Source organism: Gordonia sp. ABSL11-1, from assembly GCF_030315685.1.
In the GTDB taxonomy this organism is placed as follows: domain Bacteria; phylum Actinomycetota; class Actinomycetes; order Mycobacteriales; family Mycobacteriaceae; genus Gordonia.
Genome location: NZ_JASXSI010000012.1, coordinates 39,775 through 62,997, shown reverse-complemented (window position 1 = coordinate 62,997; position 23,223 = coordinate 39,775). Strand labels below are relative to the sequence as shown.

The window sequence follows — 23,223 nt, the reverse complement described above, 5'->3', positions numbered from 1 at the left end:
GTGGTCGTCGGGCGCGGCGTCGAAGCCGGACGGCGCGCGATGAATCCGTCTACACTCGCCACGATGGCACGGCCCGTGTACAGCGTTCTGGGCGGCCTCGGGGCGCGAATCGATTCCGAGACCGTCGAACTCGGCACGCGCAAGCAGCGGGCGGTCCTTGCGCAGCTCATCCTGGCCGGCGGCGACCCGGTCAGTGTCGATCGGTTGATCGACGGCATCTGGGGATCGTCGGCGCCGGATCGTGCCGAGGTGTCGGTGCAGGCGTACGTCTCCGGACTGCGCAAGGCACTGGAACCCGACCGCGCACCGAGGAGCCCGTCGTCGGTCGTCGCGACCCATGGCGCCGGCTACGCGCTCGTCGCCGACGACGCCGACATCGACCTCCGACGGCTACTCGCCGACATCGCCACCGCCCATGACCGACAGCGCGGCGGGGAACACGTCGCCGCCGCGACACTTCTGCAGTCGGTTCTCAGCGAGTATCGGCCGCTGCTCCCCGAGTTGGAGGGCCTGCGCTTCCGCGACGAGGCCGCCGCACATCTCGAACGCACCATGGCCGAGGCACAGGAGTTGTCCTACGAGGTACGACTGGCCCTCGGCGAACATCGCGCCCTGGTCGCCGAACTGGAACAGGCAGTGCGCCGTTCACCGCTCGACGAGCGACTGTGGGTCCTGCTCGCCACCGCCCGGTATCGACTCGGTCGCCAGTCCGAGGCGCTGGCGGCCATCGCGGAGGCCCGGCGGGTGCTGGCAGACGAGATCGGAGTCGATCCGGGACCTCGCCTGCGTGCACTCGAGCGCGACATCCTGGACCACGCGCCCTCGCTCGACGTACCAAGAGGGCCGGTCACGGCTCAGGTCTCGTCGAGCGCTGAGCGCGCCGCGACGATCTCGGGCGAGGATGCCGCCACGACCAGCGGCCCCACCGACGCAGCGCCGGACATCCGCGCGGCACTGATCGGCCGGGTGGACGAGCTCGGCGTGTTGCATCGCGCGGTCCTGGGCTCGCTGCACGGCCCTGGCGGCGTGGTCGTCGTCGAGGGCGAACCTGGTGCGGGAAAGACCGCATTGCTCGACGAGGCAGCGCGGCGGGCCGCGGGCGCCGCCGACCTGCAGGTGCTGTGGGGCCGTTGCATCGACGACGCTGCGGCGCCGTCGATGTGGCCGTGGGTACAGGTGCTCGGTGCCGCACTCCCCCAGATCGACGACGACCGGCGATCACGGCTGCTCGACAGCGACCTCGGCCGGATGGTCACCGAGGGCGACACCGTCATCCCACCGCCACGGGAGATGCCCGATGCGACCGCCCGGTTCCGGTTCTACGATCAGGCGGCCGATCTCCTCGAGGGCATTGCTCGCACCCACCTGTTGATCATCGTCCTCGACGATCTCCACTGGGCAGACAGTGCGTCGCTGGAACTGTTGGCACACATGACCGCTCGCCACGCCAGCGGGGTCACGTTCTTCGTGTCGCTGCGATCGTCGGTCCATCGGATCGTGGTGGCCCAGACCCTCGCGGATCTCGCGCGCTCACCGGGACACCGGCGCATCACCCTCGGTCCGCTCACCGACGACGACATCTCCGAGATGGTGCGTCGCGAGACCAGCGAATGGCCGGCCGCCGGGACGACGACGTCGATCGCCCGACGGACCGGCGGAAATGCCTTCTTCGTACGGGAACTCGCCCGCATCCTCGCCGATCGCGGCTCCATCGCCGACAGCTCCGTCCCGGCGGGCGTGCGTGATGTCGTCCGGGACCGGTTGCGCCCGTTGGGTCCCGACACGGTCGCCCTGCTGGAGACGTCCGCGCTGATAGGCAGGCGGGTGGATCTGGCCCTGGCCGCGGCCGCCACGGGCCAGACGGTGGATACCGCACTGGACGCGCTCGACGAGGCACACGCCGCGGGCCTCGTCGACGTCGGTGAGGATCCGTTCACCTTCTCGTTCGATCACGACCTCATCCGGGAGGCCGTCGCCGACCAGGTCGGGCCGAGTCGTGCGCGGCGCATACACCTGGCGGTGGCCCGCCATCTCGAACGACACCGCGGGCCCAACGCCGTCGCCCAACGCGCCCGGCACCTCTGGGGCGCCGGCCCCCTCGCCGACCGCCGCGAGACCGCACACGCGTTGTTTGCGGCCGGTGAGATCGCGATGCGCACATACAACTTCGAGGTGGCCGAACGGCAACTCGCGGACGCGGCACGACTCGCCCTCGCCGCCGGTGACACCGAGCTCGAACTCGCGGCGATCACCACGCGCCTGTTCAGTGATGTCGCGCGCAGCGGCTATTTCGCCGCCGATCACGATCTGCTCGTCCGCGCGCGGGAACTGGGAGAATCGACCGACAACGCCGCGCTGCTGGCCAACCTGGACTATGCGCGGGGCGCCGCACACGCCCAGCTCGCCCAGACGCGTCCCGCCCACCGCGTCGCCCGGGACCTGCGTGCCCGGGCCGAGGGCTCCGTCGACCCGGTGGTACGGCACCTGGGTATGCAACTCGCGGCGATCGACGAGTTCGATCGCGGCAACATCGGTGTCGCCCACCGCCTGCTCGTGCGATTCGCACCACTCGATTCCGACGTCCCGGGTCTGCATACCGACCAGATCGTCCTGGCGCGGGGATTCCGTGCCTGGGCGACGACCTTGCACGTCGGTCCGTACGCCGGGCGCCGCGTGTTCGATCAGATCGACGTGGGCCCCGAGGATCCGACGACCCACCTCGGGGTGGGCATCTTCGCAGTGACCGCAGCCGCCATGGTCGGCGACGTCGACTGGGTGTGCGAGGCCGGCGAACGGCTGATGACTCCTGCGAACCACCGTGCACTGGAATATCTCCGCCGAGGTGGCGAACGGATCTACTGGTGGGCCCGTGCCGTCGGCGACTCACCCGGTGACGCACTCGATCGGGTCCACGAACTCCACCTCGATGACCCTCCCCAGCGGACCGGGATCGGCTTCTGGTTCGCGCTGTACGCCGAGGCGTTGATCGCCGCCGGCCGACTGGATCAGGTGGCGGGCCTTCTCGAACAGGCGAACGACTTCGCCGAGCGCACCGGCCAGCGCTATCCCGACGCCCATCGGCTGCTCGTGTGCGCCGAGTTCCAGCATGCGGCGGGGCACCCCGCAATGACGGTCGTCGACACCGTGCGGGAGGCCCGACGGGTGGCCGACGCCCAGGAATCACGAGCACTCGCTGCCCGGATCGACGCGTTCGCAGACACCCACGGCTATCGCCCCGACTCGCGCTGACACCGGCTCCGACCTGGGATCGTTACACCGTCGCCGGAGGCGGTCCAAGCAGGTTCCAAGTCGCTCTCAAGGGGGCGCGACGAGAGTTCTCCTCATCCGGTCCAGCCGGAACCCGACACCGCCGGACACGCCGGCCGACACATGAGGAAGCCCCCGATGACCATCCAGTCCGACACCACCGTCCAGTCAGAAACCACCAGCGCGATCGACTCGGCCACCCGATCCGACGCCGACGCCATCGCCGTCCGCCCCCGCACGTCGGTGCTGTCCGCGCTCGCCGCCCGGATCACCGGCGAGGTCCACGGGCCGGGCGACCCCGGCTACGACGAGGCGCGGAGTGGATTCAATCTGCTCGCCGAGCAGCGACCCGCCGTGATCGCCGTGCCGGTGAATCGGTTCGATGTCGTCGAAGCCGTCCGCTTCGCCGCCGACGAGGGACTACGCGTGGCGATCCAGGCAACCGGGCACGGGCCCGGCGCCGCCGCCGACGGCGCATTGTTGATCAACACGTCCGCGATGACCGATGTCACGGTGGACCCGATCGCCCGGACGGCGACGGTCGGTGCGGGCGCCAAGTGGGGTCCGGTGCTCGCCCAGGCCTCCGCACACGGACTGGCTCCCCTGCTCGGATCGACCACCGACGTCGGTGTCGTCGGCTACACCCTCGGCGGCGGTTTCGGCTGGCTCGGTCGCAAGCACGGCCTCTCTTCCGACGCCGTCCGCTCGTTCGACCTGGTCACACCGGATGGGAATCCGCTGCGGGTCAGTGCCACCAGTCATCCGGACATCTTCTGGGCGCTGCGCGGTGGCGGCGCCGGCAGCATCGGCGTCGTCACCGGTGTCGTCATCGACCTGTACCCCGTGTCGACGGTGTACGCGGGCAACCTCTTCTATCCCGCCGACGACGCGACCGAGATCCTGCGCCGTTTCGGCGAGTGGGCACCTCAGCAGTCCGAGGATCTCACGTCCTCGGTGTGCCTGATGAACTTCCCACCTCTCGATGCCGTTCCGGAACCGTTGCGCGGCAGGAGCTTCACCCTCATCCGCGGATGCTGGGCAGGCGACCTCGACGAAGGCCGCGCCACGATCGACCAGTGGCGAGAGTGGAAGGCCCCGGAGATCGACATGTGGTCCGAGATGCCGTTCGCCGCCGCCGACGCCATCAGCATGGACCCGACCGATCCGATGCCCGCGATGGTGACCACCGAGTGGCTCGACACCCTTCCCGACGAGGTGATCGACATCCTCACCACACGGGTTCAACCGAAGCCCGGTTCGATGCCACTCGTCCTGTTCGCCGAACTGCGGCATGGCGGCGGAGCGGTGGCACACGGCGCGGCCGACTCACCCAACGACCTGGGACGTAACGGTACGTTCCTACTCGAGATGGCCTCGGTGGTGCCCGATCCGCATGTGGGCCTGGCCATCGAATCGGCCCTTCGCCTGACCCGGGAGGCATTGGCTCCCTACGTCACCGGTGCCGCCTACCTCAACTTCGTCGAGGGCGAGGACAAGACCGCGCGGTCGGCGAGTTCGTTCAGCGACGGTAATCGTCGCCGGCTCGCGGCCATCAAGGCTGCGCTCGACCCGGGCAACCGGTTCTGCCACGGGATCACCCTCGCCTGAGGTGTGTCCGGACGATAGCCTCGGTGGATGACCCACCGGGGCCGTCGGCCGTGAGCGACAACGAGATGCATGACGCGGAGGTCCCACTGCTCGTGGTCGACGCAGCCAACGTCGTCGGGTCCCGGCCGGACGGTTGGTGGCGAGATCGCAAGGGCGCCAACGAGCGACTACGTGACCGCCTGAGCGGAGTCGCCGCCGCCGGTCTGCCCGGGATGGCCGGACCCGTCGAGGTGAACCTGGTCGTCGAAGGTCGGGCCCGCGACGTCGCCTCGGGCGAAACGGTGACCGCGGTCGCCGCGCCGCGCTCCGGCGACGATCGCATCGTCGAACTCGTCGCCGACCACGTCGGCCGACGGGACGTGATCGTCGTGACCGCCGACCGCGAACTCCGCGAGCGCGTCACGGACCTCGGGGCGCGAGTCGTCGGACCGTCGGCGCTGTCACATCTGTAGCGCTCTACCCATCTGGAGCGCTCGACCCATCTGGAGCGCTACCCATCTCGAGCGCTCGACATATCTGGAGCGCTCGGAACGCCTCCGGCGCCCGCAACTGATGATCCGCGACTGCCGGTTCGCCTCAGCCCGCGGTACGCGGATCGTCCGACCGCGGTGCACGCCTCCCGGATCCGTCGCGGCCGCGGTCGACGATCTTCCTGAGATGATCGAGACCTGTGACCCGCACCTTGCCGGTGACCCGGACCTTGCCCGTCACCCGGATCTTGCCCATCCCGGCCACCTTTCGTCTGACGGAGATCTTCGGCCGCGCTCCAGCGTACGCGGCGGCGCGCGACCGGCCCGCCGACCGGATCTACTCGGGTAGCATCGGCACGACCAGTTCGATCGGACGAGAGACGCCGACACGCGCCGACTCGGCGACGGAGAGGACCGGCAATGGCGACGACCGTGGCAGACGTCATCATCGAACGTCTGAAGAGTTCTGGCGTACAACGCGTCTACGGACTGCCCGGCGACTCCCTCAACGGATTCACCGATGCACTTCGACGCGATGGCACCGTCGCCTGGCAGCACGTCCGCCACGAGGAGGGCGCCGCGTTCGCCGCCGGCGCCGAGGCCGCTCTGACCGACGAGATCGCCGTGTGCGCGGGCAGCTGCGGGCCGGGGAACCTCCATCTCATCAACGGACTGTTCGATGCGCATCGCAGCCGGGTCCCGGTCCTCGCGATCGCGGCACACATCCCCGCCGCCGAGATCGGCAGCACGTATTTCCAGGAGACTCATCCGGAGCAATTGTTCCGCGAGTGCAGCGCCTACTGCGAGATGGTGAGCACCCCGGAACAGCTCCCTCGCCTCCTCGACATCGCGATCCGGACAGCGGTCGAGCGCCGCGATGTCGCGGTACTGGTGATCCCCGGCGAGATCTTTCTCGCCAAGGCGTCCCGCCGCCGGGCCGGCGCGCCGATCCGGCGCGCCGATCCGGTGATCCGCCCCTCCGACGCCGAGTTACGTTCGGCCGCCGACATCCTCAACGGCTCCGCGCGCGTCACCATCCTGGCGGGCGCCGGCGTCGCCGGCGCGCATGACGAGGTAGTGGAGTTGGCCCGTACCTTGCGGGCGCCGATCGTGCACGCACTGCGGGGCAAGGAGCTCATCGAGTACGACAACCCGTACGACGTCGGGATGACCGGGTTGCTCGGCTTCTCGTCGGGCTACCGTGCGATCGAGAAATGCGACGCCCTGCTCATGCTGGGGACCGATTTCCCCTACCAGCAGTTCTATCCATCCGATGCCCGCATCGTCCAGCTCGACGTCCGCGGAGAGCAGATCGGTCGGCGCACACCCGTGGACCTCGGCCTCGTCGGTACGGTCGCGGACACCATCCCGGCCCTGACCCCGCTCATCGATGCCGACCGCGACTCCGATCACCTCGACTCCGCGCGTCGGCACTACGGGCGAGCCCGGGAAGGTCTCGACGAACTCGCCGTCAACGACCGCAATCGACGCCCAATCCATCCGCAGTACCTGGCGCGCCTGGTGAGCGATCTGGCCACCGACGACGCCGTGTTCATCCCCGACGTCGGCTCGCCCGTGGTGTGGGCGTCTCGCTATCTCCGGATGAACGGGCGTCGCCGCCTGATCGGTTCGTTTTCACATGGTTCGATGGCGAACGCACTGTCGCAGGCGGTGGGGGCACAGTCGGCCTACCCCAGCCGACAGGTGATCGCACTGGCCGGCGACGGAGGTCTCGCGATGCTGCTGGGTGAGCTCCTCACCCTGACACAGAACAAGCTCCCGGTGAAGATCATCGTGTTCGACAACTCGTCGCTCAATTTCGTCGAGGTCGAGATGAAGGCGGCGGGATTTGTCAATTACGGTACCGGGCTGGACAATCCGAACTTCGCCGATCTCGCCGCGTCGGTCGGCATCCTCGGTCGGCGAGTGGAACAGCCCGACGATCTCGACGGCGCGTTGCGTGAGGTCCTCGCCCACGATGGACCGGCCCTGCTCGACGTCGTCACCGCCCGCCAGGAGCTGTCCATCCCGCCGACGGTAACCGCCGCGCAGGCCAAGGGCTTCACCCTGTACGCGCTGCGGACGGTGATGTCGGGTCGCGGCGACGAACTCGTCGACCTCGCCGAGACCAACGTCTTCCGTCGTCTGTTCGACTGACCGAATGTGCTGTCCGACAGGGCAGCCGGGCGCGCTTGGGTCAGCGATACATCCTCAGCGATACATCCTCACCAGCGGACAGGTGAACGGATCGCGCTCGGCGAGCCCGACCTGGTTGAGATATCGGATCACGATGCCGTAGGAACCGATGAGACTGGTCTCGGTGTACGGCACACCATGGCGGGCGCAGTGCGCCCGCACCATCGGCTGGACCTTCGACAGATTCGGTCTCGGCATGTTCGGGAACAGGTGATGCTCGATCTGGTAGTTGAGCCCGCCCATCATGAAATCGGTGAACCGACCACCGCGGATGTTGCGCGACATCAGTACCTGCCGCCGGAGGAAATCCACCCGCATCCCCTTGGGCACCAATGGCATCCCCTTGTGATTGGGCGCGAAGCTCTCGCCGAGGAGCATTCCGAACAGTGCGAGATGGGTGACGATGAAGACGGCTGCGATCGGCAACGACATCACCATCAGCGGCAGGACCAGGCCGAAGAGCAGGCGCCCGACGATGAGTGCCAGCTCGAGTAAGCGATGCGCCACCGGGGCTGATCCGAGCAGTCCGCGGATGCTCGCGATGTGCAGGGCGACCCCCTCCAGGGTGACCAGCGGAAAGAACAGCCATCCCTGCCTGCGGGTGAACCAGCGGTAGAAGCCGGTTCGACCCTGCGCCTCCGCCGGGACGAACGCCAACGGTCCCGGCGCGATGTCCGGGTCCTCCTCGATCATGTTGGGCGCCTTGTGGTGTCGGTTGTGCTTGGCGCGCCACCAGTGTAGCGACAGCCCGGCGAAGGCGCCCGCGACTATCCTGGCGGTCCACTCGTTCGCCGGGGCCGAGGAGAACATCTGGCGATGCGCGCCGTCGTGTCCGAGGAAACCGAACTGGGTACTGACGACGGCCAGGATCGCGGCGAGCGGGATCTGCCACCACGAGTCGCCGATCGCCACCACCCCGGCCCAGACGCCGAGGAACGCCGCGATTGTCAGCCCGATGCGGGAGATGTAGAAGACGCGACGCCGCTCGAGGAGACCGGACTCGCGGACCTCGGCGACGAGGTCGGTGTAGGAACTCACCACACTGTTGCGCGGAAGAGTCGAGCTGTTGGGGTCCGACATGGACATGCCTCTGAGCCTTCTGTGTAGAGCCCGGCGCCACGGAGTGAGATCCGAGAGGAGCGCCCTACGAGAGTCACGACCAGCTGACAGCAATGCATCACGTCGGCAACCCCAGTGTTCCAGACCGCACGGTCCGGGGCAGCCCACGCGCCATCGACGCAGGTGGAGGCCGACCGCGCGATGTGTCAGCTGAGACGGCGGGCTCGGGCGGGTGCGGTGGCGAGAAAATCGTCGAGGATGCGGACCACCTCGTCCGGCGCCTCGGCGTGTGGATAGTGCCCGATCCCCGGCAGCACCTCGAGGCGGCTGCCCGGAATGGCCTTGTGGGCGGCGATGCCGTGGTCGACCGGAATGATGTTGTCCTTGTCCCCCCAGATCAACTGGGTGGGCAACTCGGCATTCAGGTAGAGGCGATTGAGTGCGCTGACCGCCTGCCCGCGATGGTCCACCACCGATCGCAGCGTCCGGAGAAAGGCACGGCGTGTATCCCCATCGGCCAGAGAGGAATACGCTCGCCAGGTCTGGTCGGCACGCGGCGAGCGGATCCCCGCCGACGACGCCCACGACCGGACCTTCTCCCCGGCCCGCAGGACCGGGCCCGGAGCGATGACCGGCAGGACCAGCTCGGCACCGGGCGCCGCCAGGAGACGCAGCATCCAGTTGACGTCCCGCCCGAGTCCGCCGCTTCCGATGAGTACCAGCCGTTCACATCGGTCCGGGTGCTGATAGGTGAACTGCATCGCGATCCCCCCGCCCAGCGACTGGCCCACGACGGTCACCGACCGCACATCGAGTTCGTCGAGCAGATCCCGCAGAAACGCCGCGAACGCCCCCAGCGAGTAGTCGCCGCGCGGCTTGTCCGAGTCACCATGGCCGGGCAGATCCGGCGCGATGACGCGATGGCGCCTCGACAGCGGGGCCATGATGGCGTCCCAGGTCGCCGAGCTTCCCGCCATGCCGTGGATCAACAGCAGGGCGTCGCCGGTGCCGACGTCGCGATAAGCGACGCGATCGCCGTGCAGGTCGAGATACTCGTACTCGTGCGTCACCGACGTCACTCCCCACGGGTGGTAGGTCAGGTGTCCGGCGCTCCCCGAGGATCCGGGCAGCGTGTTCTGCAGACGGGATGCCACGATTGTGGCCATGGGCACGAGCGAGGTCAATGTGGATCGGTACGCGCGGCGCGTCGGATACACCGGCGATCGATCCCCCACCCTGGACACGCTGCGACAACTCATAAGCGCGCATGTGCGTCACATCCCTTTCGAGAATCTCGACCCGCTGACCGGGATCCCGATCACCCACCTCGATCCCGCCGGGCTGCAGGACAAGCTCGTGGACCGTCGACGTGGCGGCTTCTGCTACGAGCACAACGGACTGTTCCGCCACGTCCTGATCGCACTCGGGTTCGACGCGGCGCCGCTCGCCGGCCGTGTCGTGTGGATGAAGGACTCCGGGCCACTACCCGCCGAGACCCACCAGCTGTTGTCGGTGTCCGTCCCCGGAGATCCCGATCACTACCTCGTCGACGTCGGATTCGGCGGACAGACGCCGACCGCTCCGCTGCGTCTCGTCCCCGACGACGAGCAGGACACGGACCTCGAGCGATTCCGGATAGGTCTCGCCGACGACGGATTCCACGTGATGGAGTCCGAGGTGGGTGGCCGCTGGCAGCCGCTGTATCTGTTCACCACCGCACCGCGTCCCGAGATCGACAGCGTCGTCGGCAGCTGGTTCGCCTCGACCTTTCCGGGATCGCATTTCCGGACCACGCTCAGCGCCTGCATGGTCATCGACGACGCCCGGTGGAACCTACGGGATGGGCACTTGGCGATCCATCGTCCAGACGGCTCCGGCGAGAAACGTGAACTCTCCACCGCCGGCGAGATCCTCGACGTCCTCGCCGACCGCTTCGGGGTCGATGTCTCGTCGATCGAGGGTCTCGAGCGCCGGGTGAACGAGGTGCTCGGCCACTGAGCGAACCGACGGTCGGGGACGATCGGCGTCACCCCGCGCGGGAGAACTCCGACGCCCGTGCCACCTGATCAGCGCTGATCTCGACACCGGTGTACCGCTCGAACTGACGTGCTGCCTGCAGGGCGATCACCTCGGCGCCGGTGATGAGTCGTTTGCCCTCCTCACGGGCGACGCGGATGAGCGGCGTGTCCGCCGGGAATGCGACCACGTCGAAGACGACGTCGGCCGCCGCGATCTCGGTGCGGTCGAACGACAACCGGTCTCCGTCGCCTCCGCGCATCCCGAGCGGGGTGACATTGACCAGCACCGACGTCGACGGCGCGGATGCGGCGGCCGAATACCGGTAGCCGTATTTCGCCGCGAGCGCCGACCCCGTCTCCTCGTTGCGGGCGATCACGGTGACGTCGTCGAAACCCGCACCACGGAACGCGGCGACGACAGCTTTCGCCATCCCGCCGGACCCGCGGATCGCCACCGAGTAGCCGGGATCGAGCGCGTGATCGGCGATGAGCGTGGCCACCGCCTCGTAGTCGGTGTTGGCAGCGGTCAGTCGTCCGTCGTCGTTCACGATCGTGTTGACCGACTCGATCGCCACCGCCGACTCCTCCATCACGTCGACGAGCGGGATGACGGCCTCCTTGAACGGCATCGACACCGAGCAACCACGGATACCCAGTGCTCGGACACCGCCGATGGCGCCGACGATGTCGTCGGTGGTGAAGGCCTTGTAGATGAAGTTCAGGCCGATCTCGTCGTAGAGGAAGTTGTGGAATCGAGTCCCGATGTTCGACGGCCGCCCGGCCAACGAGATGCACAACGTCATGTCCTTGTTCAGGATCGGCATGGGACTCACCCTAGTGTCTGCGCGAGTACGCTCGCGGCATGGGTGACATGCGGAGCCGGCACATCTCCGTCGTGGTCGCGGCGACGAAGGACGAGGTCTACACGTTCGCCGCCGATGCGGACAACCTTCCCCGCTGGGCCGCGGGATTGGCTTCCGGAATCCGGCAAGAGGGCGATCTGTTGATCACACAGTCACCGATGGGTGAGGTCACCGTGCGATTCGCCCTGCCGAACCCGTTCGGCATCCTCGATCACGACGTCACGCTGCCCGACGGCACCGTGGTCGCCAACCCGCTTCGCGTCATCGAGCATCCCGACGGCGCCGAGGTCGTCTTCACCGTGCGCCAGCGTGATCTGTCCGACGATGACTTCGAGGCAGATTGCGCCGCCGTCGAGGGCGATCTCGAGGCCCTGCGCCAGGTCGTGACCGAGCGTTCCTGAGTCGACGCCCTCGCGCACGTGCGGGCTCTGGGACGACGCGTGGATACCGGATCGTGACCCCTCCGAGCTTCTTCACAGCTTCCTCATAGGTAACAATGGCCCCACAGGTCACATGAGTAACAGCAAACCGTGGAGGTTGGGGTGCGTCGTCTCGGGAATGGCGTGCGCCTCGCGCTCGCCGGTGCGATCACGGTGTCGGCGTCGGTTCTGTCGCTGACCCAGGGAGCCGGGACCGCGGAGGCAGCTCCATGCGGCAACGGCGGATTCGGATCGAGTTTCCTCGATACCGGTTCCCTCGGGTCGTCGGGTTCGCTGGGGTCCTCGGGATCGAGCGGCTCGTCGGGCAGTTCCGACATCCCGAGTCTGGGGCCGCAGGGTCCGTTGGTGCCGTTCGTCGGAACGAACACACGGACGATCTCCTGGGTCACCGGGCCGATCAGCCCGAACCGCACCTACAGCCGGTTCGGCATCACCGGCACAGACCTCGGCATCAGCTGGGACAACGGAACAGGCCAGACTCTGATGGCATTCGGAGATACTTTCGGCAACTGCAACGCAGGTGGTCAGCAGTGGCGACACAACGTCCTGCTCCGGACGACCGATGACAGACTCTCCGACGGCATCAGCGTTCCCAACGGTGTCGCGGGTGATGTGAACTCCGGCACCGTCATCGCGCCCGGCCAACCGAACTACGCGCAACAACTCATCCCGTCTCTCGGGATCAGCAACGTCGAGGTGACGACCATCCCGACGACCGCGATCTCCCTGCCGCAGCCCGGCGGCGGATTCCGGCAGTTCATCAACTACATGTCGGTGCGATCATGGGGCAGCGCCGGCCACTGGGTCACCAACTTCTCGGCGATCGCCCACTCCGACAACAACGGTCAGACCTGGACCACAGACACCGACACCATCCTGATCAACGCGCCGGTGTCGCTGGCGCTGCCGGGCAACCTTCCGCCGGTCGAGTACAACAACGGCAAGTTCCAGCAAGGCGCCTACGTGAAGGGTCGCCCGGATTCGGCCACCGACAGCAGATACGTCTACCAATTCGGCACTCCCAACGGCAGATTCGGGGCGGCGTTCCTCGCCCGGTTCGCGCCTGAGGACATCCTGTCGCTCGACCGCCATGAGTACTGGGCCGGACAGGCACGCGGCTGGGTGGACGACATCACGAAGATTCCCGACGACGGCTCCGCGATCGTCGTTCCCGCGCCCGTGACCGAACTGTCGGTCGCGTGGAGCCCATACCTCAAGAAGTACGTGATGCTCGACGGCGACAACGGAGTCCGTATGCGCACCGCCGACCACCCGGAAGGTCCGTGGAGCGGACCGAAATCGCTCGTCCCGCCGGGGGCCGTCGTCGTCTATGGCCCCATGATGCTGCCCGACTCCCCTGCCCTCCGGGGAGACGGGAAGGAGTTGTACTTCAATGCATCCCGATGGAGTGACTACAACGTGATGCTGCTGCGCACCGACCTCAGCCGGGTGAGATGACCGGTCGGTGTCGCCGGGTGGGACGGCCGGCGGCCGGGCACATGGGAATGCACCCGGCCGGACGTCACTTCCCGAACCCGGCGTCGCGCAATGCCTGCGCCATCGATCCGCTCGGCTGACTGCGGTCGCCCCGGCCGGCGTCGCGGCGGCCGTTCGCCGAACGGTTGGCGCGATCCCCACGCTGTCCGCCACGGTTGCCCGTCCGGTCCCGGGACCCTTGACCACCGGACTGCCCGCCGGCACCGCTCTTCTTCGACGCCGGGCCGCGCCCGCCGGAAGCCGGCTCGTCGTCGAGCCGCAGACTCAGGCCGATGCGCTGACGTTCCACGTCGACGTCGATCACCTTGACCCGCACAACTTGTCCGGAACGAACCACCTCGTGCGGATCGGACACGAACCGGTCCGACATCGCGGAGACGTGGACGAGACCGTCCTGGTGCACGCCGACGTCGACGAACGCACCGAACGCGGCCACGTTGGTGACGACGCCTTCGAGAACCATGCCCGCACGCAGGTCGGCGACCTTCTCCACCCCGGCGGCGAACGTGGCGGTGGCGAATGCCGGACGGGGATCCCGTCCGGGCTTCTCGAGTTCGGCGAGAATGTCGGTGACCGTGGGAATGCCGAACCGGTCGTCGGCGAACTCCTCCGGACGTAGTGTGCGCAGTGCGCGGGAGTCGCCGATCAGCTCGGTGATCGCCAGGCCCGAGCGGTCCAGGATGCGCCGGACCACCGGATAGGACTCCGGGTGGACGCCCGACGAGTCCAGTGGGTCGTCGCCGTCGCGGATCCGCAGGAATCCGGCGCATTGCTGGAAAGCCTTGGGACCCAGCCGGGCGACGTCACGCAGGCCGGCACGACTGCGGAACGGTCCGGCCTTGTCCCGGTGCGCGACGATCGCCGCCGCGAGCGTCGGGGTCACACCGGACACCCGGGAGAGCAACGGAACCGAGGCCGTGTTCAGATCGACGCCGACCGCGTTCACCGCATCCTCGACCACCGCATCCAGACTGCGCGCCAGTGTGCCGGGGGTGACGTCGTGCTGATACTGACCGACACCGATCGACTTGGGGTCGATCTTGACCAGCTCCGCGAGCGGATCCTGGAGCCGCCGGGCGATGGAGACGGCGCCGCGCAACGACACGTCGAGCTGCGGGAGTTCCCGCGATGCATACTCCGACGCCGAGTACACCGACGCCCCGGCCTCACTCACGATCGCCTTGGCCGGCGCACGCTCCCCGGAAGCGCGGATGTCGTTGACCAGTTCCGTTGCCAGAGCGTCGGTCTCACGCGACGCTGTGCCATTGCCGATGGCCACCAGGTCGACCCCGTGACGGGCGACGAGCGCCGCCAGTGTCGCCTTGGCCTGATCCCACTGCTTCTGCGGCTGATGAGGGTAGATCGCGCACGTGTCGAGCACCTTGCCGGTGCCGTCGACGACGGCGACCTTGACGCCGGTACGGAAGCCGGGATCGAGACCCAGGGTGGGACATGTGCCGGCCGGCGCCGCGAGCAGCAGGTCCTTCAGATTCGTGGCGAACACCCCGACCGCGTCGGCCTCGGCCCGCTGGCGCAGCCGGACCCGTGCCTCGATGGACGCCGAGACCATCAGCTTTGTCCGCCAGGCCCAGCGCGCGGTGGTCACCAGCCACGTCGTACCCGGCCCCGGGCGCGACGCGTCGATGCCGAGCGTGGCCGACACCATCGCCTCGTAGGGTTCGTCCTCGCCGCCGTCGAGCGAGAGGGTCAGCGCCTCCTCCTTCTCGCCCCGGAGCACGGCGAGCACCCGGTGTGAGGGCATCGAGTCGAGCGGTTCGGAGAACTCGAAGTAGTCGCGGAACTTCTGCGCCGCGGCCGATGTCGACGCAGCCTCCGATCGGGCGGCGGTGCGCATCGACCCGTCGGTCCAGAACTTCTCGCGGATCGCGCCGACCAGCTCGGCGTCCTCCGAAGCGCGTTCGATGAGGATCTGCCGCGCGCCGTCGAGCGCCGCGGCGGAATCGGCGACGTCGGCGGTGACGAACTCCCCTGCCGCATCGTCCGGGACCAGTGAGGGATCGGCAAGCAGACGGTCCGCGAGCGGTTCCAGGCCCGCCTCGCGGGCGATCTGGGCCTTGGTGCGCCGCTTGGGTTTGTACGGGAGGTAGATGTCCTCGACGCGAGCCTTGGTCTCGGCCGCGAGCAGGGCCGCCTTCAGATCGTCGGTCAGCTTGCCCTGCTCCTCGATCGACGCGATGACCGCGTCGCGTCGCTCGTCGAGCTCACGGAGGTACCGCAGGCGTTCGTCGAGGGTGCGCAGTTGGGCGTCGTCGAGGCTTCCGGTCACCTCTTTCCGGTAGCGCGCGATGAACGGCACGGTGGAGCCGTCGTCGAGCAGCCGCACGGCGGCGGCGACCTGCTCCTCGCCGACGGACAACTCTTCGGCGATTCGCGTGTTCACGGACTTCACGGATGAGCTCGGATTCACTCGGAGGACCCTACCGAAGGAAACCGACACCTCGGCGCAGGCGGTTCCGACGAACGCCACCTTTCGATGCCGATTTGTGCCGAACAGCGCGGCCGTGCGGTCCGGTGGCGATAATCGATCTGCAATTGTCGATCCGCAATTCCGGACACCGAGGGGCGCTCACCATGACCGATGTCGATGTGATGATCGCCGGCGCAGGACCGATCGGGCTGACGGCCGCGATCGAGTTGCGGCGGCGCGGCGTACGGGTGCGGATCGTCGACCCGCTCGAGGAGCCGCCTCAGTACGCCAAGGCGGTGGGCGTGCAACCGAGGACCCTGGAGATCTTCGAGGGCATGGGGGTGTTGCGGGAGATCCTCGATGCCGGCGTCGAGATGCGCGGTCAGATCATCTTCGTCCACGGGGCCGAGGTCGGCCGTATCGATCTCGAGGTACCCGCCGACATCCCGTTCCGCTTCCATTGCATCCCGCAATACGAGACCGAGAGGGTGTTACGCGAACGCCTCACCGAACTCGACACGACGATCGAACGCGGCACCCGACTCGCCGGATTCGAGCAGAACGAGAATGGCGTGACGGTCACCCTCGAAGGTCCGGAAGGCACCGAGACGGCCCACGTCGGATATGTCGTGGGAGCCGACGGAGCCCACAGCACGGTGCGCAAAACGCTCGGACTGAGCTTCGAAGGTGCCGCCTTCGAGGAGCAGTACATGCTCGGCGACGTGGTGGTCGACTGGTCGCAACCCCGCGGATACAGCATCCGTTCGATGCACCAGTCAGACGGGACCACCGACGATCTCCTGGTCTGTATCCCGCTGCCGGGGAACGGACGGTATCGGATGTCCATGCTGGTGCCCGAGGAACTGGCCGCCGCCCCGCCGTCGTCCGGCGACGGTGTCGCACACGGCTTCGGGGGCAACCGCGCTCCGGAGCTGTCCCACATCCAGGCGGTCGTCGACCGGCTGTCGCCCGAGCCGGCCACGGTGTCCGGCCTCCGCTGGTCGTCGGTCTTCCGGATCAGCCATCGGATCGTCGACGCCTATTCGCGCGGAAGGGTGTTCGTCGCCGGGGACGCGGCCCACATCCACCCGCCGACCGGTGCCCAGAGAATGAACACAGGGATTCAGGATGCCCACAACCTCGCATGGAAGATCGCCCTGGCGGTCGACGGAATCGCAGCCGACGGATTGCTCGCGAGCTATGACGCCGAACGACGTCCAGTCGGCGAAGAGGTGGTCGGCCGGACGGTCAAGAGTGCTCGCGAGGGGATCGGAGCGGACTCCTCGGATCCCGATTTCATCACCCGCCGTGAGGCCCAACTGCTGATCAGCTACGCCGACAGTCCGATCGTCACCGGGACCGACGCCGGACCGGGACCCCGTCCCGGCGAGCGCGCCCCCGACGCCACCGGCCTGATCCGCGAGGCACTCAACTTCCCCATCAGGTTGTTCTCCCTCCTGGACCGCAAGGGTCACACCGCGCTGATCTATGCAGACGATGCGGCCGGAGCCGGTGACATCGCGGCGCTCGAATCACTGGCCGCAGAGGCGGTGTCCGCTGCCCGGGGCCGACTGCACACCTATGTGATCGAGTCACCGGAGGCGCAGGTGGGCAGCGTGGGACTCCCCCTCATCCGCGATGCGGCAGGCACATTCGCGCAGCAGTATCGGCCGGCAGGTTCCTCGGTCTTCATCTTGCGACCGGATGGCTATCTCGGCTATCGCGGCCCGTTGGCCGATATCGAGTCGATGCGCAAACACCTCGCATCGACGTTCGCCTGACGTGAGCCTCATTCAGGCCGGCGACCATCCGAGGGCGGGCCCCAGCGCGGACGCCATGTCGGCGATGATCTGGGCGTAATCATTCGCCTCGAAGGAGAACGGCAGAGCGAACGTCACCTCGGTCGCGCGCCGAAAACCTTCGTGGGCGTATAGTTTCGCTGCCAACTCGTCGGACGGACCGACCAGGTCCGGGGAGAACATCATGCCGCGCGGTCCCTGGGGCCCGGCGGTGCGCGGCAGGCGTGACTCCGCATACTTCTCGTACCTGCGGACCTGTTCGGCGGTAGCGGAGTCGGTCGGGATCACGACGAGTCCTTGCGACACCCTGGCACGCCCGGGGTCAGGGTGATGGGCACGATAGGCGTCGATGTGCTCGGCCTGGATCGAGGCGAAATCGCGCGAGGCGGTGCCTTCGATACTGACCACCGACGACGTCAGATAGTTCAGCCCCTGCTGTCCGGCCCAGATCGCCGACGCGAGTCCGCCGCCGTACCAGACGCGGTCGGCGAGTCCGGGCGAATATGGCTGCACGCGAGTTGAATACGTCTCGATGCCGATCGTTCCCTCGAACGAGCTCACCGGGTTGCCGCGCAGGTTGTCGAGGAGACGGACGACCCGGTTCTTCGAGAAGTCCTCGAGATCGTGGGTCTGCGGGTACAGCGCATGGCGGTAGTCGTCGTAGCGCATGGGCGTGCCGACCGAGACCCCGGGATTCAGCCGGCCTCCGGAGAGCACGTCGACGGTGGCAAGGTCCTCGGCGAGGCGGAACGGATTCTCCAGTCCGAGCGGGATGACCGCGGTACCCAGTTCGATCCGGGAGGTCCGGACGGCAGCCGCCGCGAGCATCGCGACCGGCGATGAGATCCCGAACTGCAGATGGCGATCCCGCAACCAGACACTGTCGAACCCGAGGTCCTCCGCGCGCTCGATCACCGACAGCGTCTCGAGGTGTCCGGGACGGGGATCCGCCCCATCGAACCGACCGATGGTCAGGAAACCCAATTTGTGAAGGGGCTCGCCTGGACGTGGCACATGACCTCCCGGGGACCGGCGTGTGAACCGGCGTGTGGACAGGGGCCAGTATGACATCCGGAAAGCCGGGAGGCCGCGCGCCACCGAACAGGCTTGCAGCCGCCCGGTTCTCGCCGATCGTGTCCTGAATTTCATCGAGCGTGCCCAGCGAGGGCACGCTCGATGAAATTCAGGACACGATCGGCGATGGTTCGGGTTCGCGCTCGGGCCGGCGGGCGGAAGGTCGCCGGTCCACGTCGGCCCAGAACGAACGGATCGCGCCGACGGTGGCCCCCGGACGTTCGAGCGCCGGGATCACTCGCGCACCGGAGACGGTGATTTCAACGGCATCGACCATCGTGGCCGCGACGGCTCGCGCCTCCTCCGGTGTCCACTCGCCGCGGTCGTCGGTCGTGACGAACGCGACCGGTGCCGCGATTCGACCCGCGGCCCATCCGAGGTCGGTGCGATTGAGGATCGCGGTCTCGACGGCGGCGATCATCGACCGCCCGGACGTGGACAGGGAATCGTGCAGGATGCCCATCGCCTCGACGTCCTCGCGTCGGGTCCGCTCGGTGAACAAGGTGTCCTCGATCGCCGAGAGCACGGGCCCGCGCGCTCCGAGGATCCGATACAACGGCAGCAGGAGGCGAACCTTGCGGCGTAGGGCGCGCTCGATGGGATGCGTGGGGGCGCTGATCGCGACCAGGTCGGAGATCATGTCGGGACGCGTCGCGGCGAGGTCGAGTCCCACGTGGCCGCCCCAGGCGTTGCCCACCCACTGGACACGGTCGTGGCCGGTTCGTCGGCGGATGTCGTCGACGACGTGTTCGGCTGCTCGCGCACACGCCGAGATGTCCGCAGGCCGTTCGAACGCGTCGCTCCGACCGGCCGACGGCGCATCGACGAGGAACAAGCGATGGTCGGCGGCCAGATCGGGCACGATCCGGTCCCAGCTGCGTGAGTCGACGAACATGCTGTGCCACAGGACGACCGGGGGGCCGTCGCCCACCTCCCGCACGGACAGTCGGCCGAGGTCGGTGGGTACGCGGAACTCGTGCATGGTCACTCCTCCGGGAAGACGATTCATTAACATTACACAGCGTAAAACGAATTATGTCTAGACTCAGTTCGTGGCACGGGCCTATTCCTCGCAACTGCGCGCCGACCGGGCGCGTGCCAATCGGGCGCTCGTGGTCACGACCGCCACCGAGCTCTTCTGTACCGACGGCTGGGTTCCGACGACGATGTCGGCGGTGGCGACTGCAGCCGGGTTGACCCGACAGACCGTCTATCAGCAGTTCGACGGCAAACTCGCGCTGCTCGACGCGTGTATCGACAACGCCCTGTCGGCAGGCCGAGGGGTGCGCGTCCGCGAACTACCCGAGTACCGGGCCATGGCCGACGGCGCCTTCGATCGCCGTCTCGCTGCCGGCGCGCACTGGTTGCGCGGGGCGCATGAGAGGTCGGCGGTCATCCAGCACGTGCTCGATCAGGCCGCGGTCACCGATCCAGAAGCCGCCGAACGACTCCGTCAGCGTGAGGCGAACCGCTGGGACGAGATCCGTTTCGCGGTGGGACTCGTCCTCGGGGCCGAACCGGCCGACCGCCTGGTTGACGAGATCTGGTCGTTGGCTGCCCGATCCGTCTGGCTGCGATTGGTGGGCGACCGCGGCTGGTCCGGATCCGAGTGGGAGGCATGGTTTGTCGCCCAGGCCCGCACGAGTATGCGCGACGGGACCGCCGGGCCCTGACGGCCTCGTCGCGACTCACGATGGCGTGTTGGTCAGGTCCCACACGGCCTCGTGCAGTGGATCCGGATTCGTGGCGATGTCACCGATGAACGCGCGACAACTCGAGGATCAGAAACAGGTTTGGTGGCGACGATGATCGACACGATCACCACCATTGGGTAATGCAGGGCGGGACGTTCCGCGCCATAGATGATGATCGTGCCGAGCACCATGGTGCTGGTCAGGTAGATGACCACCCACAGCGGCCACGGTGGGCCGACATCGTTCTGTGCGGTGAGCAGTCGGATCGTCCGGCCTGACCCAGCTTGTCCAGGTTGGCGATACTGGCTGTCAGCGTGGACTTCTCGAGGTCCGTGGCGGGTTGCACGTCGCGGCGGCCGGCCCGCAGTCGCATGAGAGCGGCGTCGGCCCGGACGGAACGGGTGTGGTCGGCGGCCCTGGCGTTGGCGTCTGCGGTGTTGATCTCACCCCACATGGCGGACACGATGAACCGATGAAGAAGGCGTAGACGAAGCCGACGAAACCATAGGTGAAGCGTGTGACGTCGTTGTGGGCGTCACCGGTCAGCGCGGGAAAGCCCTGCGCACACCTACGGTGTGTCGGCATGCTGTGGGGTGAGATCGGGCGATCCGGCGCTCTTCCGTGCCATGGCGGGAGTCCTTGGGTCCGGGACTGATCTCGGTGGTGGTATCGCCGCGGGGTCTCGCGTCACGCGCGATTCGAGACACCGAGGACGAACGGACGACGATGCGGCCGAGATCCGGACAACCGGACGCCTTGACACCCCACCGACCGGGGCAAGGGAACCGATCACGAGTCCGACCGACTCGCCCTGCCGCGGAGAGATTGCGCCAGTGCACACCATCACGGAGCCCGGCGAGCCCGGAACGCGCCGACGCGATGCACTCCACCGCCATCCGCACCGGCGACGTCACCGGGCAGTCGCGATGGCGGCGGTCGTCCCCACCGGCCTGATGTCGCTCGCCGCCCTCCCGGTGGCGGCCGCCGGGCCGGCGGCCGATCCCGCGCAAACGGGTTTCGCGATGCCCTTCGCGGGTGCGCCGGCATTCGCGCATCTGGCCCCGCCCAGTATCTCGATATTCTGTAGACTCATTGCAGAACTCGCACCTTTTGAGATACGACATTGATCAACGCACATTGAACTCATAATCTCTACTGTTCCGGTCATCTCATAATCTCATTAGCGTTGGACGTGGTGATCGTTATTTCGAGACTTTTGAGATACAATCACGTGCATGACATCCGATGCGACGACCGGGGCCGGCATGGCCCTGGGTTATGCGCGCGAGACCGCGGGGATGCATCCGCTGTCCCCGCAGATCGACGCCCTGACCGGCGCCGGGGTCGATCCGGCGCGGATCTACACCGATGCGGCCGACAATCCGGAATCGGTGTCGTCCACTCCCCCACGACAGGGACTGACCGCCTTGCTCGACTATGCACGTCCCGGCGACACCACTGTCGTCGTCGGGATCGACCGTCTCGGGCGGAACGCGCCGGAGGTCCTCGCCACTGCGCGTGAACTGTCCGGGCGACGGATCGGACTGCGTTCTCTCCGCGAGGGTCTCGACACCGACGACCCGGCGGGAGCGATGATCGTCGGGGTTCTCGCATCCCTTGCCGAACTCGACGCGGAGATCGAGGGGCAACGACGGTCGACCGCGAGGCCACGCACGGACTCCACGTCCACCGTCGGACGGCCGCGGGCCCTCGACGACGATCAGATCGACGTGGCCGAGCGCATGCGTGCCGCCGGCCAACCCGTTCCGTCGATCGCCGCTGCGCTCGGTGTGAGTCGCGCGACGCTGTACCGCACCTTGGCCGAAAGGCGTTCGGTCCGTTGACCACCATCGATCCAGACCTTCCCGAGCTCGACATCGTCACGCCGCACGGCGTCGTCACCCGCCTCCCGACGTCCTTCCCGATCTACGACGCCGAGTTGGACGCACACCTCGACCCCGATCTGTTCCAGCAGGGCTTCACCGACGCGCTCACGAGCCTGGAGGAGATGCCGTCGTCGTGGGCCCGGCACCACGCGTCGACGATCATGGCGTGCCCTCCCGACCCGGACGACGACGAGCCGAGTTACACACGCGGGTACCGCGCCGCGCTGTACGGGCATCTACGGCACGGTCGGGACTGAGCGCCCCGGCTGCCACGCCGGATACAACCGGACAAGCGTCAGTGGGTCACCGCCGGTCGTACGTCAGCACACGCACGCCAGCCGGCAGCGCGGTCTCGTCCACCGGAGTGAACAAGGCCGGTGTGAACGGCCCGGCGAAGAGCGGGATACCGTCCCCGATGACGGCCGGATTGACCTTCAGGATCAGCCGGTCGATCTCGGGAAGCAGCGCGTGGGCCAGCGTGCCGCCACCCACCAACCAGATGTCGAGGCCGTCGTCGCTCTTGAGTTCGCGCACCCGTTCACAGGGATCTGCGCGAACCAGTTCGATTGCGGCAGAAGGCACCTGGTCCAACGTTCGAGAGACGACGAGATGCCGTAGGTGGGTATACGCGTCGTCCATTCCGGCGGCCAGCCCCACCTCGTAGGAAGCACGTCCTTCCACCACGGTGTCGAACACGATCCCGGGACCGTCGATGCCGAGGGCCTGACGGGCCGGTGCCGGTAGCGTCTCGGGATGGTTGTCGACGATGAACCGGACCACGTCGTCGGTGACGGGGAAGAATTCGTTTCCTGAAGGATCGCCGCCGTCGGGCCCGGCGATGAAACCGTCGAGGGTCGTGGCCACGTAGTAGACGAGTTTGCGCACGACGTCATCCTGACACGGGCGGAGCACCGCGTCGGAGTG

Annotated in this window: 21 protein-coding genes; 11 read left to right on the top strand and 10 right to left on the bottom strand. The window is 67.7% G+C overall.

The genetic code is table 11. The features are described from left to right. Positions 1 to 63: 63 nt before the first annotated feature. The 3 genes from QSJ19_RS14565 (at position 64) to QSJ19_RS14555 (ending at position 5,327) form a co-directional block, all read left to right on the top strand. Complete coding sequence (locus tag QSJ19_RS14565) at positions 64 to 3,249, top strand: ATP-binding protein (protein WP_286321389.1); 3,186 nt, start codon at positions 64 to 66, stop codon at positions 3,247 to 3,249. 156 nt (positions 3,250 to 3,405) lie between these two features. Continuing rightward, positions 3,406 to 4,875: an FAD-binding oxidoreductase gene (locus tag QSJ19_RS14560; protein ID WP_286321388.1), complete on the top strand. Its 1,470-nt coding sequence runs from the start codon at positions 3,406 to 3,408 to the stop codon at positions 4,873 to 4,875. Positions 4,876 to 4,940: 65 nt separating this feature from the next. Further along, complete coding sequence (locus QSJ19_RS14555; protein WP_286321539.1) at positions 4,941 to 5,327, top strand: PIN domain-containing protein; 387 nt, start codon at positions 4,941 to 4,943, stop codon at positions 5,325 to 5,327. Between the two features lie 124 nt (positions 5,328 to 5,451). On the opposite strand, the gene QSJ19_RS14550 is transcribed toward QSJ19_RS14555, so the two are convergent. Further along, positions 5,452 to 5,601, bottom strand: a complete 150-nt coding sequence (locus QSJ19_RS14550; protein WP_286321386.1) for a hypothetical protein — start codon at positions 5,599 to 5,601, stop codon at positions 5,452 to 5,454. 164 nt (positions 5,602 to 5,765) lie between these two features. Between QSJ19_RS14550 and poxB the strand changes: the two genes are divergently transcribed. Further along, positions 5,766 to 7,502, top strand: coding sequence for a ubiquinone-dependent pyruvate dehydrogenase (gene poxB / locus QSJ19_RS14545; RefSeq protein ID WP_286321384.1), 1,737 nt, complete (start codon positions 5,766 to 5,768; stop codon positions 7,500 to 7,502). A gap of 54 nt (positions 7,503 to 7,556) precedes the next feature. Here poxB and QSJ19_RS14540 read toward each other — a convergent pair whose 3' ends face one another. Both QSJ19_RS14540 and QSJ19_RS14535 read right to left on the bottom strand, forming a co-directional pair. After that, a complete protein-coding gene (locus QSJ19_RS14540) occupies positions 7,557 to 8,621 on the bottom strand; it encodes a fatty acid desaturase family protein (RefSeq protein WP_286321537.1) in 1,065 nt (354 codons plus the stop codon). 185 nt (positions 8,622 to 8,806) lie between these two features. After that, a complete protein-coding gene (locus QSJ19_RS14535; protein ID WP_502876185.1) occupies positions 8,807 to 9,766 on the bottom strand; it encodes an alpha/beta fold hydrolase in 960 nt (319 codons plus the stop codon). On the opposite strand from QSJ19_RS14535, the gene QSJ19_RS14530 reads away from it, so the two are divergent. Beyond that, entirely contained in the window at positions 9,765 to 10,598 is an 834-nt protein-coding gene (locus tag QSJ19_RS14530) for an arylamine N-acetyltransferase family protein (RefSeq protein WP_286321383.1), read from the top strand. The two genes, QSJ19_RS14535 and QSJ19_RS14530, sit on opposite strands and share 2 nt — an antisense overlap. A gap of 28 nt (positions 10,599 to 10,626) precedes the next feature. Here the strand turns inward: QSJ19_RS14530 and QSJ19_RS14525 are convergent, their stop codons facing one another. Next, positions 10,627 to 11,442, bottom strand: coding sequence for a shikimate 5-dehydrogenase (locus tag QSJ19_RS14525; protein ID WP_286321382.1), 816 nt, complete (start codon positions 11,440 to 11,442; stop codon positions 10,627 to 10,629). A 47-nt stretch (positions 11,443 to 11,489) separates the two neighbouring features. Between QSJ19_RS14525 and QSJ19_RS14520 the strand changes: the two genes are divergently transcribed. Then, positions 11,490 to 11,882: an SRPBCC family protein gene (locus tag QSJ19_RS14520; protein ID WP_502876190.1), complete on the top strand. Its 393-nt coding sequence runs from the start codon at positions 11,490 to 11,492 to the stop codon at positions 11,880 to 11,882. Positions 11,883 to 12,023: 141 nt separating this feature from the next. Next, entirely contained in the window at positions 12,024 to 13,379 is a 1,356-nt protein-coding gene (locus QSJ19_RS14515) for a glycoside hydrolase family 183 protein (RefSeq protein WP_502876184.1), read from the top strand. A gap of 64 nt (positions 13,380 to 13,443) precedes the next feature. Here QSJ19_RS14515 and QSJ19_RS14510 read toward each other — a convergent pair whose 3' ends face one another. Continuing rightward, positions 13,444 to 15,828 (bottom strand): Tex family protein, encoded by a 2,385-nt coding sequence (locus QSJ19_RS14510; RefSeq protein WP_502876183.1) that lies wholly within the window; start codon positions 15,826 to 15,828, stop codon positions 13,444 to 13,446. 182 nt (positions 15,829 to 16,010) lie between these two features. On the opposite strand from QSJ19_RS14510, the gene QSJ19_RS14505 reads away from it, so the two are divergent. Next, entirely contained in the window at positions 16,011 to 17,627 is a 1,617-nt protein-coding gene (locus QSJ19_RS14505; RefSeq protein ID WP_286321379.1) for an FAD-dependent monooxygenase, read from the top strand. A 12-nt stretch (positions 17,628 to 17,639) separates the two neighbouring features. Here the strand turns inward: QSJ19_RS14505 and QSJ19_RS14500 are convergent, their stop codons facing one another. After that, positions 17,640 to 18,659, bottom strand: coding sequence for an LLM class flavin-dependent oxidoreductase (locus QSJ19_RS14500; RefSeq protein WP_286321378.1), 1,020 nt, complete (start codon positions 18,657 to 18,659; stop codon positions 17,640 to 17,642). Between the two features lie 169 nt (positions 18,660 to 18,828). After that, positions 18,829 to 19,701 (bottom strand): alpha/beta fold hydrolase, encoded by an 873-nt coding sequence (locus QSJ19_RS14495; RefSeq protein WP_286321377.1) that lies wholly within the window; start codon positions 19,699 to 19,701, stop codon positions 18,829 to 18,831. Positions 19,702 to 19,771: 70 nt separating this feature from the next. Here QSJ19_RS14495 and QSJ19_RS14490 point away from each other — a divergent pair, with 70 nt between their 5' ends. Next, positions 19,772 to 20,392, top strand: a complete 621-nt coding sequence (locus QSJ19_RS14490) for a TetR/AcrR family transcriptional regulator (RefSeq protein ID WP_286321375.1) — start codon at positions 19,772 to 19,774, stop codon at positions 20,390 to 20,392. A gap of 32 nt (positions 20,393 to 20,424) precedes the next feature. On the opposite strand, the gene QSJ19_RS14485 is transcribed toward QSJ19_RS14490, so the two are convergent. Beyond that, positions 20,425 to 20,628: a hypothetical protein gene (locus QSJ19_RS14485; protein ID WP_286321374.1), complete on the bottom strand. Its 204-nt coding sequence runs from the start codon at positions 20,626 to 20,628 to the stop codon at positions 20,425 to 20,427. 695 nt (positions 20,629 to 21,323) lie between these two features. Further along, a complete protein-coding gene (locus QSJ19_RS14480; RefSeq protein ID WP_286321373.1) occupies positions 21,324 to 21,506 on the bottom strand; it encodes a hypothetical protein in 183 nt (60 codons plus the stop codon). Positions 21,507 to 21,678: 172 nt separating this feature from the next. Here QSJ19_RS14480 and QSJ19_RS14475 point away from each other — a divergent pair, with 172 nt between their 5' ends. Continuing rightward, positions 21,679 to 22,257, top strand: coding sequence for a recombinase family protein (locus tag QSJ19_RS14475; protein ID WP_286321532.1), 579 nt, complete (start codon positions 21,679 to 21,681; stop codon positions 22,255 to 22,257). Next, a complete protein-coding gene (locus QSJ19_RS14470; RefSeq protein WP_286321371.1) occupies positions 22,254 to 22,556 on the top strand; it encodes a hypothetical protein in 303 nt (100 codons plus the stop codon). The genes QSJ19_RS14475 and QSJ19_RS14470 overlap by 4 nt, the downstream gene beginning before the upstream one ends. A gap of 46 nt (positions 22,557 to 22,602) precedes the next feature. On the opposite strand, the gene QSJ19_RS14465 is transcribed toward QSJ19_RS14470, so the two are convergent. Next, a complete protein-coding gene (locus tag QSJ19_RS14465; RefSeq protein ID WP_286321369.1) occupies positions 22,603 to 23,184 on the bottom strand; it encodes a dihydrofolate reductase family protein in 582 nt (193 codons plus the stop codon). Positions 23,185 to 23,223 lie beyond the last annotated feature (39 nt).

Bases quoted from the DNA above. Each gene is read 5' to 3' on its own strand.
- QSJ19_RS14565 (WP_286321389.1), top strand. From the start codon at position 64: ATGGCACGGCCCGTGTACAGCGTTCTGGGCGGCCTCGGGGCGCGAATC.
- QSJ19_RS14560 (WP_286321388.1), top strand. From the start codon at position 3,406: ATGACCATCCAGTCCGACACCACCGTCCAGTCAGAAACCACCAGCGCG.
- QSJ19_RS14555 (WP_286321539.1), top strand. From the start codon at position 4,941: ATGCATGACGCGGAGGTCCCACTGCTCGTGGTCGACGCAGCCAACGTC.
- QSJ19_RS14550 (WP_286321386.1), bottom strand. From the start codon at position 5,601: ATGGGCAAGATCCGGGTGACGGGCAAGGTCCGGGTCACCGGCAAGGTG.
- poxB (WP_286321384.1), top strand. From the start codon at position 5,766: ATGGCGACGACCGTGGCAGACGTCATCATCGAACGTCTGAAGAGTTCT.
- QSJ19_RS14540 (WP_286321537.1), bottom strand. From the start codon at position 8,621: ATGTCGGACCCCAACAGCTCGACTCTTCCGCGCAACAGTGTGGTGAGT.
- QSJ19_RS14530 (WP_286321383.1), top strand. From the start codon at position 9,765: ATGGGCACGAGCGAGGTCAATGTGGATCGGTACGCGCGGCGCGTCGGA.
- QSJ19_RS14535 (WP_502876185.1), bottom strand. From the start codon at position 9,766: ATGGCCACAATCGTGGCATCCCGTCTGCAGAACACGCTGCCCGGATCC.
- QSJ19_RS14525 (WP_286321382.1), bottom strand. From the start codon at position 11,442: ATGCCGATCCTGAACAAGGACATGACGTTGTGCATCTCGTTGGCCGGG.
- QSJ19_RS14520 (WP_502876190.1), top strand. From the start codon at position 11,490: ATGCGGAGCCGGCACATCTCCGTCGTGGTCGCGGCGACGAAGGACGAG.
- QSJ19_RS14505 (WP_286321379.1), top strand. From the start codon at position 16,011: ATGACCGATGTCGATGTGATGATCGCCGGCGCAGGACCGATCGGGCTG.
- QSJ19_RS14495 (WP_286321377.1), bottom strand. From the start codon at position 19,701: ATGCACGAGTTCCGCGTACCCACCGACCTCGGCCGACTGTCCGTGCGG.
- QSJ19_RS14480 (WP_286321373.1), bottom strand. From the start codon at position 21,506: ATGAGTCTACAGAATATCGAGATACTGGGCGGGGCCAGATGCGCGAAT.
- QSJ19_RS14475 (WP_286321532.1), top strand. From the start codon at position 21,679: ATGGCCCTGGGTTATGCGCGCGAGACCGCGGGGATGCATCCGCTGTCC.